This window comes from Parasphingomonas zepuensis, from assembly GCF_036663735.1.
Classification (GTDB): Bacteria; Pseudomonadota; Alphaproteobacteria; order Sphingomonadales; family Sphingomonadaceae; genus Sphingomonas.
Map to the genome: position 1 here is coordinate 500,890 of NZ_JAXOJO010000002.1, position 14,400 is coordinate 515,289.

Genomic DNA, 14,400 nt, shown 5'->3' on the forward strand with positions numbered 1-14,400 from the left:
GTCCTCATGGGCGGCTGGTCGGCCGAGCGCGAAGTGTCGCTGATGTCGGGCAGCGGCGTCGCCGATGCGCTCGAAAGCCTTGGCCACCGTGTCACGCGGATCGACATGGGCCGCGACGTCGCGGCGAAGCTGACCGAGGCGGCGCCCGATATCGTGTTCAACGCACTGCACGGCACGCCGGGCGAGGACGGGTCAGTCCAGGGCATGCTTGACCTGATGGGCCTGAAATATACCCATTCGGGGCTCGTCACCTCGGTGATCGCGATCGACAAGCAACTGACCAAGCAGGCGCTGGTGCCGCACGGCATCCCGATGCCGGGCGGCCGGATCGTGAAGAGCGAGACGCTGTTCGAGGGCGACCCGCTGCCGCGACCCTATGTGCTGAAGCCGGTCAATGAAGGATCGTCGGTCGGCGTCGCGATCGTCACGGAGGAAGGCAATTACGGCAACCCGATCGCGCGCGGCGTGAGCGGGCCGTGGGGCGAATTCGAGGAACTGCTGGCCGAACCCTATATCCGCGGGCGCGAGCTGACCACGGCCGTGCTCGGTGGCGCCGCGATGGGCGTGACCGAGCTCAGGCCGAAGAGCGGCTGGTATGATTACGATGCAAAATATACCGACGGGATGACCGAGCATATCTGCCCGGCCGATGTACCCGACGAGATCGCCGAGGCGTGCAAGCGCATCGCGCTCGACGCGCACCGGCTGCTCGGTTGCAAGGGCGCGTCGCGCTCCGATTTCCGCTGGGACGACAACCAGGGCATCGAGGGGCTGTTCCTGCTGGAGGTCAACACCCAGCCGGGCATGACCCCACTCAGCCTGGTGCCCGAACAGGCGCGCCATATCGGCATGAGCTATGCCGAGCTGGTCCAGAAGATCGTCGAGGAGGCGCTATGAGCCGAACGATCAAGCGGGGCGCGCCGCCGCGCCGCCCGGTGCAGCAGCAGCGGCGCCGACAGCAGCCCAAGGAATCGATGATCGACCGCGCCATCGCGGCGTTGCCGATCAGCCACGATACGCTGCGCAAGATCGCGACATGGTCGATCGTCGGCGCGGTCGGGGCGGTTGCGCTCACCGCGGCGGCCTGGCTCGGCATTCCCGGCGCGATCGGTGTTGCCCTGGCTGAGGGCGTCGGACGAGCCGGCTTCCGCGTCGAGCAGGTCGAAGTGACTGGTCTCAGCCGGATGGACCGCATGACCGTCTATGCCGTCGCGGTCGATCAGCGCTCGCGGGCGATGCCGCTGGTCGATCTGGAGGATGTGCGCCAGAAGCTCCTGTCCTATGGCTGGATCGCCGACGCGCATGTCTCGCGCCGGCTGCCCGATACGCTGCTGGTGCATATCGTCGAGCGCAAGCCGACCGCCGTCTGGCAGGATCGCGGCCGGCTTTCGCTGATTTCCGACAATGGCGTGTGGCTCGAGCCGGTCAGGGCGGAGGCGATGCCCGATCTGCCGCTGGTGATCGGCCCGGGCGCGAACCAGCAGGAAGCGAATTACCAGAAGCTGCTCCAGGCGGCGCCGGCATTGCGCCCGCTGGTGAAGGCAGCGACATGGGTCGGCAACCGGCGCTGGAACCTGTTGTTCGAATCCGGCGAGACGCTGGCGCTGCCGGAGGGCGATGCCGAAGCGGCCAAGGCGCTGGTGAAGTTCGCGCAGCTAGACGGTGTCCAGCCGCTGCTCGGCAAGGGCTGGATCCGCTTCGATATGCGCGATCCGACCAAGTTCGTCGGGCGCAAGCCTGGTCAGGTGGTCAATCGTGCCATAACCAACCCGCAAGACGGGGCGGCGCCGCCACGGCCGGCCATGATCGAAGCGAAGCACACGGTATTTGCCGTGGTAAAGGGGTAAGGCGTATGGCGAAGGCAGCACCCGAGGGCCTGATCACGGCGCTCGATATCGGATCGTCCAAGGTTTCGGCGATGATCGCGCAGAAGGGCGACGGCGGCGAGTTGATCGTGCTCGGCACCGGGCAGCGCGAGAGCCGGGGCGTCAAGCGCGGCTATATCGCCGATGCCGCCGCAACCGAGGTCGCCGTGCGCGAGGCGGTCGAGCAGGCCGAGCGGATCGCCGGGACCAATATCGAGAATGTCTGGGTCAGCTTCTCGGCCGGCGGGCTCGTCTCCGACGTCGCCTCGATCGAGTTCGAGCTCGGCGGTCACCGCGTCGAGCAGTCGGACATCGACGCGTTGCTCCAGGCGGGCCGCGAATCGATCGATCCGGCCGGGCGTATGGTGCTGCATGCTCAGCCTGCGCTCTACACGCTCGACGGGCTGACGGGGGTGAAGCGGCCGCTCGGGTTGCATGCCGACCGGCTCGGCGTGCACATCCACGTTGTCGCCGCCGATGGATCGCCGGTGCGCAATCTCGGCCTGTGCGTCGCCAATGCGCATCTCGAGGTCAAGGCAATCATCGCCTCGCCGGTTGCCACCGGCATGGCCTGCCTGTCCGAGGAAGAGCGCGAGCTTGGCGTCGCACTGGTGGAAATGGGCGCCGGCATCACCAACGTCTCGCTGTTCGCGGGCGGGATGCTCGTCGGGCTGACGTCGATCCCGATCGGCGCGGCTGACATCACGGACGATATCGCCTCGGCCTTCGGCACGCGGCGCGCTCAGGCGGAGCGGATGAAGTGTTTCTACGGCTCGGCCAATGCCAGCCCGCGCGACAATCACGACATGATCGACGTGGCGCCGATCTCCGCGGAGGATGGCGCCGGCGAAGGCAGCCGGATCACACGCGCTCAGCTGATCTCGGTGATCCGTCAGCGGCTCGATCATCTGATGGGCGAAGTGCAGAAGGCGCTGGTCGAACTGAAATTCGAAGGGCCGGTGGGTCGTCAGGTCGTGCTGACTGGCGGCGGTGCGGAGCTGAAGGGCATTGCCGATTATGCGCAACAGGCGCTTGGCCGCTCCGTCCGGATCGGCCGCCCGCGCGGGCTGACGGCACTGCCCGAGGCGCATGGCGGGCCGGCCTTCGCCACGCTCGCAGGGCTGGCTTTTTATGCGGCGGCGGACCCGGTCGATCTGCGATCGCTGTCGCCGACGAACCAGTTGGTTCACCGGCCGAAGGGGTTGGCGATCTTCAGGCGGCTGATCGCAACCGCCCGGGCGAATTATTAAAGAAATACGACAAGATTTAGCTGTTCGTGCTGGAGTCACCGCAAGGGATAGTGCAGAACAGCCACCATCATCATTATGAGCACCCCGATGTTTGGGGTGGTGCGGAGACCAGGCGATGAGCATCGAATTCCTTCCCCCCGAAGTCGACGAGCTGACGCCGCGCATCGCCGTGATCGGCGTCGGAGGCGCCGGCGGCAACGCGATCGCGAACATGATGCGCGCCGAAGTTCAGGGCGTCGATTTCCTTGTCGCCAATACGGATTCGCAGGCGCTCAAACAGTCGAACGCCGCGCACAAGATTCAGCTCGGGGCGAAGATCACGCAGGGGCTCGGCGCCGGATCGCGGCCGGAGATCGGGCGCGCTGCGGCCGAGGAGACGCTCGAGCAGGTCAGCAAGATGCTGGAAGGCGCGCATATGTGCTTCATCGCCGCCGGCATGGGCGGCGGCACGGGTACCGGCGCGGCGCCGGTCATCGCCAAGGCGGCGCGTGACATGGGCATCCTTACCGTCGGTGTGGTTACCAAGCCGTTCGCTTTCGAGGGCACGCGCCGCGCCAAATCGGCGGAAGCGGGCATCGAGGAACTGCAGAAGTACGTCGATACGCTGATCGTCATCCCGAACCAGAACCTGTTCCTGGTCGCCAATGCGAACACCACCTTCAAGGAGGCGTTCCAGATGGCGGACGAGGTGCTGCAGCAGGGCGTGCGCGGCATCACCGACCTGATGGTCATGCCCGGCCTGATCAACCTCGACTTCGCCGACGTCCGTTCGGTAATGCAGGAGATGGGCAAGGCGATGATGGGTACCGGCGAAGCGTCGGGCGACAATCGCGCGATCGAAGCCGCATCCAAGGCGATCGCCAACCCGCTGCTCGACGGCGTGTCGATGAAGGGCGCCAAGGGCGTGATCGTCTCGATCACCGGCGGCGACGACATGCGCTTGCTCGAGGTCGACGAGGCCGCTAACCATATCCGTGAGCTGGTCGACGAAGACGCCAACATCATCTGGGGTTCGGCATTCAATCCCGAACTCGAAGGCAAGATTCGCGTGTCGGTCGTCGCGACCGGCATCGAAGCCGAAGCCCGCCCGGCTGCCGCCGCGGCACCGGTATCGCGCGCGTTCACCTTCTCCGCGCCGAAAAAGGCTGAAGAGCCAGCACCGGTCGCTGTGGCCGAGCCCGAAAGCGCTGGGCCTTCGACCCTCGCTACGGACGAGGCTGCTGCGGACGCGCCCGAGGACAATGACGAGCTGGTGCTGGGCAGCGAGACTCAGCTGGCCGATCTGCCGGTGTTCGGTGACGAGCCCGAGGAAAAGGCCGTTGCGCCCGTCGAAGCGACGCCGGAGCCGGAACTCGCCGTGCGCCGTCGCTGGCTGTCGCCGGGCGCCGCCGTCGAGGAAGCGCCCGTCGCGGCAGTCGAACCGGTTGCGGTCGCGCCGCGCGTGAAGCTTGGCGGGACCCTGTTCGAACGCATGTCGAGCGTATCGCGCGGGGCCGCCCGTGAGGACGAGCCGGCCGACAAGGATGCGCTCGATATCCCGCGTTTCCTGCATCGCCAGAACAATCAATGAAATGACGCGAGCGCGCGCGCCCGGTTCATCGCCGGCGCGCGTCGCCCTGCCGCGCTGCGGGTTGGCCGGACATTGCCGGTTAACCGTGACTGGGCTCTAGGCTGAGGTCCCATGCGCGTTTTTTTTCGTCTTTTCCGGCCTGCGATCGCTCTCGCACTGCCTTTTTCCCCCGTGGCCGCACAGGCCCAGATGGTCCAGCCGCTGAATCCGTTGGGCGATGAGCTCGCCGCGGAGATGCGGCTGCTGGCGGCCAATCCACTCGACATCAACGCGCTGGTTCGGGCGGGCGAGCTGGCGCTGAAGCTTGGCGATTCGACTGCGGCTGCCACCTTCTTCGCCCGCGCGGAACGGCTCGATCCGCGCAATGCCCGGATCAAGGCGGGGATGGGCAGCCTGCTCGTCCAGGCCGAGCGCCCCGGCGAGGCGCTGCGCCGGTTCGGCGAGGCGGAAGGGCTCGGGCTCGATCCGCGCGCCTATGCCGCCGATCGCGGGCTCGCTTATGATCTGATCGGCCAGCAGGAGCGTGCGCAGCGCGATTACCGCCTGGCGCTGCAGGATGGATCGGCCGACGAAACGGTCCGGCGTTACGCGCTGTCGCTCGGCATTTCGGGCAAGCGCGATCCCGCGCTGCAGCAGCTCGATCCGCTGCTTCGCAAGAACGACCGCGGGGCGTGGCGCGCACGGGCCTTCATCCTGGCGATGAACGGGGACGACAAGGGCGCGGAGCGGATCGCGACCAACATGATGCCGCCCGGGCTCGCCCAGGGCTTGCAGCCCTTTTTCGAACGCCTGCCGACGCTGGCGCCGACCGACCGCGCCTTTGCGGTGCATTTCGGTGAATTGCGGGCCACGCCGGAACGGCTCGCCGATGCCCGGCTGATCCCGACGCTCGCGCCGCTGTCGCCCGAGCCGGGCGCAGCGCCCGTGGCTGTCGCCGCAGTGCAGGCCGCGCCGGCGAGGAAAGAAGATCGCCGCAGCCAGCGCAAGCAGCGCGGCCGGAAATACGATATCCAGGTGGCCGCCACCCCGCCGCCCGCGCCCCAGCCCGAGCCGCTGCCGCCGCCGCCGGTATATGTCGCCAGCACCGAAGTGGTGCAGCCGCTTCCGGTCACGCCAGGTCGTGCGCCCGAATCGAGCCGACAGACCATGACGCTGACACCGGCCCCCGAGCGGTCGCGCGTCGTGGCCGGGCGGCCGAAAGAATCGGCACCCGTCGTGGCCGCCGTTCCAACCTCCAGTCTGAACGGGGAGAGGCTGCGGGCCGATATGGACAGGGCCGCCCCAGCTGAGGCGGCAGCGGTACAGGCCTCCGCGAACCGGCCGGTGGCGTCCTCGCCGGCCACGGTCGGTCCAGCGTTGCAGGCACCTTCGCGCATCGCCGCGGCTGAGCCAGTACCGAATGGGCCGACCTCTCCGGCCACTTCCGGGTCGTCAGTTCCGAGCGCGACTCAGGCTTCTGGAACGACGTCGCCCTCATCGTTGCCCTTCGCCGGCCCCGTAACGCCGGCCGCCGTGACACCTGCGGGCACAACGTCGGCACCGGCGAACACCGGCGCGAGTGCTCCATCGGATGCCCTTGTCGTAGCGGACGTCACGCCACCGCCAGCCGCCCCGCCGCCGGCCGCGCCCGTGCCGGTACGGAGCGAGGATTCGATCCTCGCCAGCATCATCGCCAATATCGCCGTCCCCGGGTCCGAGCTGGATGTCGCGCCGGTCCAGCCGGTCCGGACCGAGCCGGCGGCTCCCGCGCCCACGCGGATCGCGCCCCAGCCGGCCGAACCCGCGGCGGCGGTGCGCGAAGCGGCCGCACGGAAAGCGCTCGAGGACAAGAAGGCGCTGGCCGACAAAAAGGCTGCCGAGGCGAGGAAACTCGCTGAGGCAAAGAAGCTAGCTGAGGCCAAGAAAGCGGCCGAGCTGAAAAAGAAGAATGATCCGAAGCTCCTGGAACCGTCGCGTATCTGGGTGCAGGTGGCTGGCGGCGCGAACGAGGGGTCTCTGCCGAAGGAATGGGAGAAGGTCCGCGCCAAGGCGCCGGTAGCGTTCAAGGGCAAATCGGGCTGGACTACGCCGCTTCGGGCGACCAATCGGGTACTCGCAGGACCGTTCAAGACCAACGACGAGGCGCGCGGCTTCGTCAACGCGCTTGCCAAGGAGGGTATCTCGGCTTTCACCTTCACCAGCGATGCCGGCCAGAAGATCGTAAAGCTGGCCATAAAGTGAGCGCCGATCCGCGCCACGCGCCATGGGCATCGGACCCGGCGTCCAGCCGTGGCCGACTCCATGAGGACCAGCGCGATGCGGTGCGCGGGCCGCGCGATGCCTTCCAGCGCGATCGCGACCGGATCATCCATTCGATCAGTTTCCGCCGGCTGCGCCACAAGACTCAGGTGTTCATGGCGCCCGACGGCGATCATTTCCGCGTCCGCCTGACGCACAGCCTGGAAGTCGCGCAGATCGGCCGGACGGTCGCGCGCGCGCTCGGGCTGAACGAGGATCTGACCGAGGCGCTATGCCTTGCCCATGATATCGGCCACCCGCCCTTCGGCCATGCCGGCGAGGATGCGCTGAAAGTCGCGTTGCAGGGGCAGGGCGGCTTCGACCATAATGGCCATACCTTGCGCGCGCTGATGGAAATCGACAGCCCCTATCCGCGCTTCAACGGGCTGAACCTGACCTGGGAGACGCTGGAAGGGCTGGCCAAGCATAATGGGCCGGTCAGGAACCCGGCCTGGGCGCTGGCCGAGGCGGATGCGGCGTTTCCGCTCGATCTCACGCGCTGGTCGTCGCTCGAGGCTCAGGTCGCGGCGATTGCCGACGACATCGCCTATGACAATCACGATATCGACGATGGTCTGCGCGCCGGGCTGCTGACGCTCGACCAGATCCTGGCGGTGCCGGTCGTCGCAACCGGCTGGGCAGCGACGACGGCGCGTTTCCCCGATATCGCGCCCGAGCGGTTGGTTGGCGAACTGGTCCGCTCGCAGATCGGCGCGATGGTCAATGATCTTATCGCCGAAACGCGCCACCGGATCGCCGATGCCGGTGTCGAGACGAGTCAGGATGTCCGGGCGGCCGGGATCTGCCTGGCCGGCTTCTCCGTCGAGATGCGGGATGCGGAGCGCTCGCTCAAGCGATTCATGTACCGGAATCTATATCATCATCCGCGCCAGCTCGAGGCGGCGCGGATCGCGGGCGAACTGGTTGCAGGATTGTTCGCGGCTTACCGCGACGATCCACGCCTGATGCCACCCGACTGGTATGGACGGCTGCCCGCGGACGATCCCGCGCGCAGCCGCCATATTGCCGATTTCATCGCCGGGATGACCGATCGGTACGCCGTCACCCGCTATCGCGAGGCAGTCGGCCCGATCGATCTGCCCGAGGGCTTTTAGCGCGAGGCGAGGGCAGTCGGCGCAAGCTTGGCCTGCGCATTGGGCACCTTGAACGACACGGGCTGGCCGCCCGACACGCCGGTGATCCGGTCGCCGCGCACGATCAGTTCGAAATCGCTGCCCGACGGATAGTGGCGGCCGCTGATGACGACGCGCTTGCCGGTGCTGACGACGGTATAGACGTAGGTCTGGCCATCGCGGGTGAACGACCGCTCGGGGCCGGCATCCTTGGCGAAAGCGGGGGAGGAAATCGCTGCGACCGCTGCTGCTGCGGCGAGGATGGTCTTGAACATGATCTTTCCTTTCGTCGATCGAAAGCCAGATCAGCATCCCCCCGCATTTCTATTGTGGGGCCTACATATTGCAGTGCAGCAAAATCCCAACCGCAAAGATTGCGCGACCGATTGCACGAAACGAACGACCAACCGTATTTTCCGAACAATACTGCATCCAACATATGGTCTGGTGCGTAATGCCAACTCGAGATCCCCTGGCGACGGGGGTGGGTTGGCGGAGCCGGTCTAAAAGGCTCACACCGATAGCGGGCCGCGCCGCCAACCCGTTTTTCACCTGCCCTCCGTGATGCCGATGATTTGAGTGTGAGCCCCGCATCAGCTAAGGGCCGCGCTCGCTTCAATCGACCGGACCCGCAATGACCCTGTACACCCGTTTCGCCGCGCATCTCGATGCGGCGCTCGATACCCTTGTTACGCAGGGCGACCTGCCGGCCGGGCTCGACCGCGCGAACATCACGGTCGAGCCGCCGCGCGACCCGAGCCATGGCGATCTCGCCACCAATGCCGCGATGGTGCTGGCCAAGCCCGCCGCAACCAATCCGCGCGTGCTGGCGGAGAAGATCGCCGCCGAGCTCGGCAAGCTGGCCGAAGTGGCATCCGTCTCCGTCGCCGGGCCGGGCTTCATCAACCTCGCGCTGACCGATGAAACCTGGCGGGGCGAACTGTCGACGATCCGCGACGAGGGGGCCGATTATGGCCGCTCGACCAGCGGCGCAGGCACGACCGTCAATATCGAATATGTTTCCGCCAATCCCACCGGGCCGATGCATATGGGCCATTGCCGCGGCGCCGTGGTGGGCGATGCGCTGGCCAGCCTGCTCGAATTCGCGGGCGCCAAGGTGATCCGCGAATATTATGTCAACGATGCCGGTGGACAGGTCGATACGCTCGCCCGCTCGGTTCACCTGCGCTACCGCGAGGCGCTGGGCGCGGATATCGGCGAGATTCCCGAAGGGTTGTATCCGGGCGATTATCTCGTGCCGGTCGGGCAGGCACTCGCGGCCGAATTCGGCGATTCCTATGTCGATGCGCCTGAAGAGCAATGGCTGGTGCTGTTCCGCACTCGGGCGGTCGCCGCGATGCTGGTGCTGATCAAGGAAGATCTCGCGCTGCTGGGTATCCATCACGACCTCTTCTCGTCCGAGGCGGAGTTGCAGGCCGCGGGCAAGCCCGAGGCGGCAGAGGCCGATCTGCGGGCGCGGGGCCTGATCTATGACGGCGTGCTCGAGGCGCCGAAGGGCGAAACGCCGGAAGATTGGGAGCCGGTAGTGCTGCCGCTGTTCCGCTCGACCCAGTTCGGCGACGATCAGGATCGGCCGATCAGGAAATCGAATGGCCAGTGGACCTATTTCGGCGCGGATCTGGCCTATCATTACCAGAAGGCGCAGAGCGCCGACGCACTGATCGATATCTGGGGCGCCGACCATGCCGGCACAGTGAAGCGGATCGTGGCAGCGGTGCAGGCGTTGACGGGCGGCAAGACGCGGTTCGACGTGAAGCTGGTCCAGATGGTGCGCTTGTTGCGTGCCGGCGAGCCGGTGAAGATGTCCAAGCGCTCGGGCAATTTCGTGACGCTCGCCGATGTCGTCCGCGAAGTCGGCAAGGATGTGGTGCGCTTCACCATGCTCACCCGCAAGTCGGATGCGCAGATGGACTTCGATTTCGCCAAGGTGGTGGAGGCGTCGAAAGACAATCCCGTCTTCTATGTGCAATATGCCCATGCGCGCGTTGCGTCGCTGCATCGGCGCGCGGCGGAGGCGGGTATCGTCTGCGGCGCGGTCGATCTGGGCCAGCTCGAAACCGAGGACCTCGCGCTGGTGAAGCGCGCGGCACAGTTTCCCCGGATCGTCGAGACGGCGGCGGCGGCCCGCGAGCCGCATCGTATCGCCTTTTATCTCTTCGATCTGGCTGCGGAATTCCACGCGCTCTGGAATGTCGGCAATGACCGGCCCGATCGCCGTTTCCTGATTGCCGACAACCCTGCTGTGACATGCGCGCGGCTTTTCCTTGCTGACGCAATCGGGCAGATTATCCGCAACGGACTTGGCATCATGGGGGTGCAGGCGGTCCAGGAGATGAACTGATGGCGGAGTCGAGCGACTATGATCGCCGCGACGACAACCGGCTGCCCTGGCTCGAAACGGTCGAGGCGGATCCTGCAGAAGGAATTTCTGCCCTGCGGGTGATCCTGCTGGTCGTCCTGGGTCTCGCCATCATCGCAGCGGCGATCTTCGGCTATTATTGGTATCAGAAAAGTCAGGACGCCGACGGCAACGGCGCGCTGATCGAGGCGCAGGAAGGGGATTACAAGGTAAGGCCCGGCGATCCCGGCGGGCGTACGGTCGAAGGCGAGGGCGAAATCGCCGTCGCGACCAGCAATGGCGACGGCATCGGCAACGCCTCGATCGATCTCGACGCTACGCCGGAATCGCCGATGCTCGGCACCCGCGCCACGCCTGCGGCACCGGCGGCCAGCGGCGCGAGCACGGCGGTCTCAGCGATCCCGGCGTCCGGCGGCAAGCTGACCGCTGCCGCTCGTCCCGCGGTGCCCGTCGGCAGCACCGTCTTGCACGGATCGCTGGTGCAGATCGGTTCCTTCCCCAACGAGGCTTCGGCCAACGCCGCCTGGGCCCGGGCGGCGGCGCGTTTCCTCTATCTCGCGCCGCTCGGCAAGTCGGTGCAGAAGGCAGAAGTGAACGGCAACACCGTCTACCGGCTGCGCGTCAACGCCGGCAGCGCAAATCAGGCGTCCGAGCTGTGCGGAAAGCTGAAGGTGGCGGGCGAGGCGTGTTTCGTGGCGGGTGACTGATCGCGGACCGCACGAACTCAATTATCGGGGATCTGAGTTGGGGAGGGGCGCAGCCTCTACTCAGCACGGGGCTGGCTTGGTAAGCGTCATCGCATGAAGCCTGTCATCTTCGGCCTGTCCGGCCTGACCCTCAACCCCGAAGAACGCTCTTTTTTCGGTCAGGCTGATCCGGCCGGTTACATCCTGTTCAAGCGCAACATCGCTGACCGGACACAGCTGCGCGCGCTCACCGACGCGCTGCGGTCGCTGTCGGGCCGGAACGACCTGCCGATCCTGATCGATCAGGAAGGGGGGCGGGTATCCCGGATGGGGCCGCCGGAATGGCCTGCTTTCCCCGCCGGGCCGGCCTTCGACGCGCTGTACGAGACCGCGCCGATTTCGGCGATCGAGGCGGTGCGCGCCAATGCCCAGGCGATCGCGCTGATGCTGGCTGAGGTCGGGATCACGGTGGATTGCCTGCCGCTGCTCGACGTATCCCATTCCGACACGACCGAGGCGATCACCAGTCGGGCACTGGGATCCGAACCGATGCGAGTCGCCGCGATGGGGCGGGCGATCCTCGACGGGCTTCGCGCCGGCGGCGTGGTCGGCGTGGTCAAGCATATGCCGGGCCATGGCCGTGCGAAGGTCGATACCCATTATCACCTGCCGACCGTGACCGCGTCGGAAGAGGAGCTGGAAATCGATCTCGCCCCGTTCCGGGCGCTTGCCGGCGCGCCGATGGGCATGACCTCGCATATCCTGTTCGAGGCCTGGGACCCGTATCGGCCCGCCACCCTGTCGCCGATCGTGATCGAGCAGGTGATTCGCGGGCGGATCGGCTTCGACGGACTTTTGATGACTGACGACATCGACATGAAGGCGCTGTCGGGGAGCGCGGGCGACAAGGCGGCAGACGCCATTGCCGCCGGGTGCGACCTTGTGCTCGATTGCTGGGCCCGGATGGACGAGATGCAGGATATCGCGTCGCGGCTCGGCGAGATGTCGGCGCGGTCGCGCGAGCGCCTCGACCGCGCGATGGCGACGATCGCGGGCGCGCCGCCGCAGGGCGAGATCGCCGCGCTGATCGCAAAACGGGATGCGTTGCTGGCGGTGGCGTAGCGTAATCGCGACGTACAATCGGTGCGCCCCATCGTGGAAAATCTTTCCGCTCAGAATCGGTGACGATTCCAAAGACGTGCGCGCGAACCTGATTGCGAGCGACTCGCGACGGCCGAGCATCAGAGGGCGTCCTTTCTCTCCCGTACGGAAATATTGCCCGGCACTCGGCACCGATGACATCCGTGGCGTGCCGATAATGACTTCATGTCGCCTTTGACCAATCCCACGGACCGTCATTGCAATATGGGAGCGCTCCCCGGGGCACACATCGCTGACCTTCCCGGTCGCCACCGGGATCCGGGGAAGGAGAACAAGATGAGCGTGACTGCGCCGACTGAAGAGATCGAGGCAATCATCGCGCGGACTGCGCTCAAATATGATCTGCTGCCCTATCAGTCGAAGGCCTTTGCGCAGAGCCAGCCGGCGCGACTTGGGGCGATCGCGCAGCTGTTCGGGCTCGACGTCGCGCCGCTCGCCACGGCGCGGGTGCTGGAGTTGGGCTGCGCATCGGGCGGCAACATCATCCCGCACGCCCTACGCTATCCGGACGCCACCTTCGTCGGAGTCGATCTGGCGCGGACCCAGGTCGCAGCAGGCCGGTCGCGCATCGCAAGGCTTGGCCTGACGAATGTCGAGATTCGCTGCCAGAGCTTCACCGAGATCGGCGATGAGCTCGGCAGCTTCGATTATATCATCTGCCACGGCGTCTATAGCTGGGTGCCGGCGGCGGTGCAGGACGCGATCTTCAAGATCATCCGAGCGCGCCTGTCGCCGGTGGGTATCGCCTGTATCAGTTATAATGTGCTGCCGGGATGGCGCATGTTGCAGCCGCTGCGCGATGCCTTCCTGCTGGAGGTGCCCGACCATATCGATTCGCTCGGCCGCGTTGCCAGGGCGCGCGAGTTGCTCACCTTCCTGTCATCGGCCACCCCGGACACGGGGCCTTATGGGAACATGCTGCGTATCTGGGCGGAGCGGCTTTCGACGCTGCCTGACGACTATCTGGCCCATGAATTCCTCGAGGAAATGAACCACCCGAGCACGGTCCGGGATTTTGCCGCAAACGCCTCGCACAACGGGCTTGGTTTCCTGGCGGAATGCGAACTCGCCTCCATGATCCTGGAGAATTACGGAGCGGAGGTGGCGCAGCAGGTGCGCGCTCGGTCCGGAAACGATCTGGTCGGATCGGAGCAATATCTCGACCTCCTGTCCGGTCGAACCTTCCGCCAAACCTTGCTGATCGCGAACGAGCGCATGCCGACGGTCAACCGCGCGCTCAGGCCGGAGAGTATCGATCGACTGCACTTCCTGACGCAGGCGGGCATGAATCTCGACCGCGACGGCGACAAGTACCTCATCACCGATGTGTGCGGCCGCACGCTTTCGACCGACTCGAGCGCGGTCGCCGAGGGGCTCGCCCGACTTTTCGAACGCTTCCCGTCGTCCTCAAGCCTGGACGATTGCGCCGGAGCGATTCCCGAAGAGGAACGCGAGGCGGGCCGCGGGCTCCTGCTCGATGCACTCTATCGCATGACGCTGGTCGGCATGGTGACATTATCCTCCGAGCCGATCCATGCCGGTTCGGTTGGTGAATATCCGAAAGCGATCGCGCTTGCCCGCACGGATGCTTCCGACGGCGGCCAATCTACCACCAACATCCGTCATGAGACGATCGCGATCGACCCGGCGACTCGCGCCATTCTGCCGGCGATGGACGGCACGCTCGACCACGTCGCGCTGGCCCGGTTGCTTGAGGGCGAGGCGCTGAGCGGGCGGCTAAGCTTTTCCAGAGATGGTAATATTGTGACAGATGAGGTTTCTCTGCGAGACATTGCACAAGAGCATATTCCCACATTGCTGGCGAGAATGGCCAGTGCTGGCTTATTAGAGGATAATATTAACTTAATTATATAAACGATTTCGCTTGGTTGACTCTGGCAAAGTTGAGTCATAAAGGCGAAAAAAATAGAAAGAATACTTCCAAAGGTTCTTCCGGGTCGCACATATTTACTGCACAAAGGGGCAGAACAATGGTGCGTTTTAAGAACACGGCTGGTTATCTGATTCCGTCGGCAGCGGCCTCCGCGAAAGCAGCAAGACGCCGCGATCTGTTTTCT

At 65.8% G+C, this 14,400-nt stretch carries 11 protein-coding genes; 10 read left to right on the forward strand and 1 reads right to left on the reverse strand.

Annotated elements, in window-relative coordinates; translation table 11 throughout:
* Window positions 1-6 precede the first annotated feature (6 nt).
* The 6 genes from U1769_RS08730 to U1769_RS08755 all read left to right on the forward strand — a co-directional run bounded on the left by U1769_RS08730 (window position 7) and on the right by U1769_RS08755 (window position 8,077).
* Complete coding sequence (locus U1769_RS08730; RefSeq protein ID WP_443030336.1) at window positions 7-897, forward strand: D-alanine--D-alanine ligase; 891 nt, start codon at window positions 7-9, stop codon at window positions 895-897.
* Entirely contained in the window at window positions 894-1,847 is a 954-nt protein-coding gene (locus U1769_RS08735; RefSeq protein WP_332714775.1) for a cell division protein FtsQ/DivIB, read from the forward strand. The genes U1769_RS08730 and U1769_RS08735 overlap by 4 nt, the downstream gene beginning before the upstream one ends.
* Before the next feature lie 5 nt (window positions 1,848-1,852).
* On the forward strand, window positions 1,853-3,115 hold the full coding sequence (ftsA, locus tag U1769_RS08740; RefSeq protein WP_332714777.1) for a cell division protein FtsA: 1,263 nt from the start codon (window positions 1,853-1,855) through the stop codon (window positions 3,113-3,115).
* Window positions 3,116-3,230: 115 nt separating this feature from the next.
* Window positions 3,231-4,685, forward strand: coding sequence for a cell division protein FtsZ (gene ftsZ / locus U1769_RS08745; RefSeq protein ID WP_332714779.1), 1,455 nt, complete (start codon window positions 3,231-3,233; stop codon window positions 4,683-4,685).
* A gap of 171 nt (window positions 4,686-4,856) precedes the next feature.
* Window positions 4,857-6,905 (forward strand): SPOR domain-containing protein, encoded by a 2,049-nt coding sequence (locus U1769_RS08750; RefSeq protein WP_332714781.1) that lies wholly within the window; start codon window positions 4,857-4,859, stop codon window positions 6,903-6,905.
* Entirely contained in the window at window positions 6,902-8,077 is a 1,176-nt protein-coding gene (locus tag U1769_RS08755; RefSeq protein WP_332714783.1) for a deoxyguanosinetriphosphate triphosphohydrolase, read from the forward strand. Before U1769_RS08750 ends, U1769_RS08755 begins: the two co-directional genes overlap by 4 nt.
* Here the strand turns inward: U1769_RS08755 and U1769_RS08760 are convergent.
* Entirely contained in the window at window positions 8,074-8,370 is a 297-nt protein-coding gene (locus tag U1769_RS08760; protein WP_332714785.1) for a hypothetical protein, read from the reverse strand. The two genes, U1769_RS08755 and U1769_RS08760, sit on opposite strands and share 4 nt — an antisense overlap.
* A gap of 359 nt (window positions 8,371-8,729) precedes the next feature.
* Between U1769_RS08760 and argS the strand changes: the two genes are divergently transcribed.
* From argS to U1769_RS08780, 4 genes are all read left to right on the forward strand, one after another.
* A complete protein-coding gene (argS, locus tag U1769_RS08765; RefSeq protein ID WP_332714787.1) occupies window positions 8,730-10,457 on the forward strand; it encodes an arginine--tRNA ligase in 1,728 nt (575 codons plus the stop codon).
* Window positions 10,457-11,182 (forward strand): SPOR domain-containing protein, encoded by a 726-nt coding sequence (locus U1769_RS08770; RefSeq protein ID WP_332714789.1) that lies wholly within the window; start codon window positions 10,457-10,459, stop codon window positions 11,180-11,182. The genes argS and U1769_RS08770 overlap by 1 nt, the downstream gene beginning before the upstream one ends.
* A 93-nt stretch (window positions 11,183-11,275) precedes the next feature.
* On the forward strand, window positions 11,276-12,283 hold the full coding sequence (locus U1769_RS08775; RefSeq protein ID WP_332714791.1) for a glycoside hydrolase family 3 N-terminal domain-containing protein: 1,008 nt from the start codon (window positions 11,276-11,278) through the stop codon (window positions 12,281-12,283).
* Window positions 12,284-12,598: 315 nt separating this feature from the next.
* Window positions 12,599-14,197, forward strand: a complete 1,599-nt coding sequence (locus tag U1769_RS08780; RefSeq protein ID WP_332714793.1) for a class I SAM-dependent methyltransferase — start codon at window positions 12,599-12,601, stop codon at window positions 14,195-14,197.
* Window positions 14,198-14,400 lie beyond the last annotated feature (203 nt).

Coding starts and splice junctions, on each gene's coding strand:
- U1769_RS08730 (WP_443030336.1), top strand. CDS start 7: ATGGGCGGCTGGTCGGCCGAGCGCGAAGTGTCGCTGATGTCGGGCAGC.
- U1769_RS08735 (WP_332714775.1), top strand. CDS start 894: ATGAGCCGAACGATCAAGCGGGGCGCGCCGCCGCGCCGCCCGGTGCAG.
- ftsA (WP_332714777.1), top strand. CDS start 1,853: ATGGCGAAGGCAGCACCCGAGGGCCTGATCACGGCGCTCGATATCGGA.
- ftsZ (WP_332714779.1), top strand. CDS start 3,231: ATGAGCATCGAATTCCTTCCCCCCGAAGTCGACGAGCTGACGCCGCGC.
- U1769_RS08760 (WP_332714785.1), bottom strand. CDS start 8,370: ATGTTCAAGACCATCCTCGCCGCAGCAGCAGCGGTCGCAGCGATTTCC.
- argS (WP_332714787.1), top strand. CDS start 8,730: ATGACCCTGTACACCCGTTTCGCCGCGCATCTCGATGCGGCGCTCGAT.
- U1769_RS08770 (WP_332714789.1), top strand. CDS start 10,457: ATGGCGGAGTCGAGCGACTATGATCGCCGCGACGACAACCGGCTGCCC.
- U1769_RS08775 (WP_332714791.1), top strand. CDS start 11,276: ATGAAGCCTGTCATCTTCGGCCTGTCCGGCCTGACCCTCAACCCCGAA.
- U1769_RS08780 (WP_332714793.1), top strand. CDS start 12,599: ATGAGCGTGACTGCGCCGACTGAAGAGATCGAGGCAATCATCGCGCGG.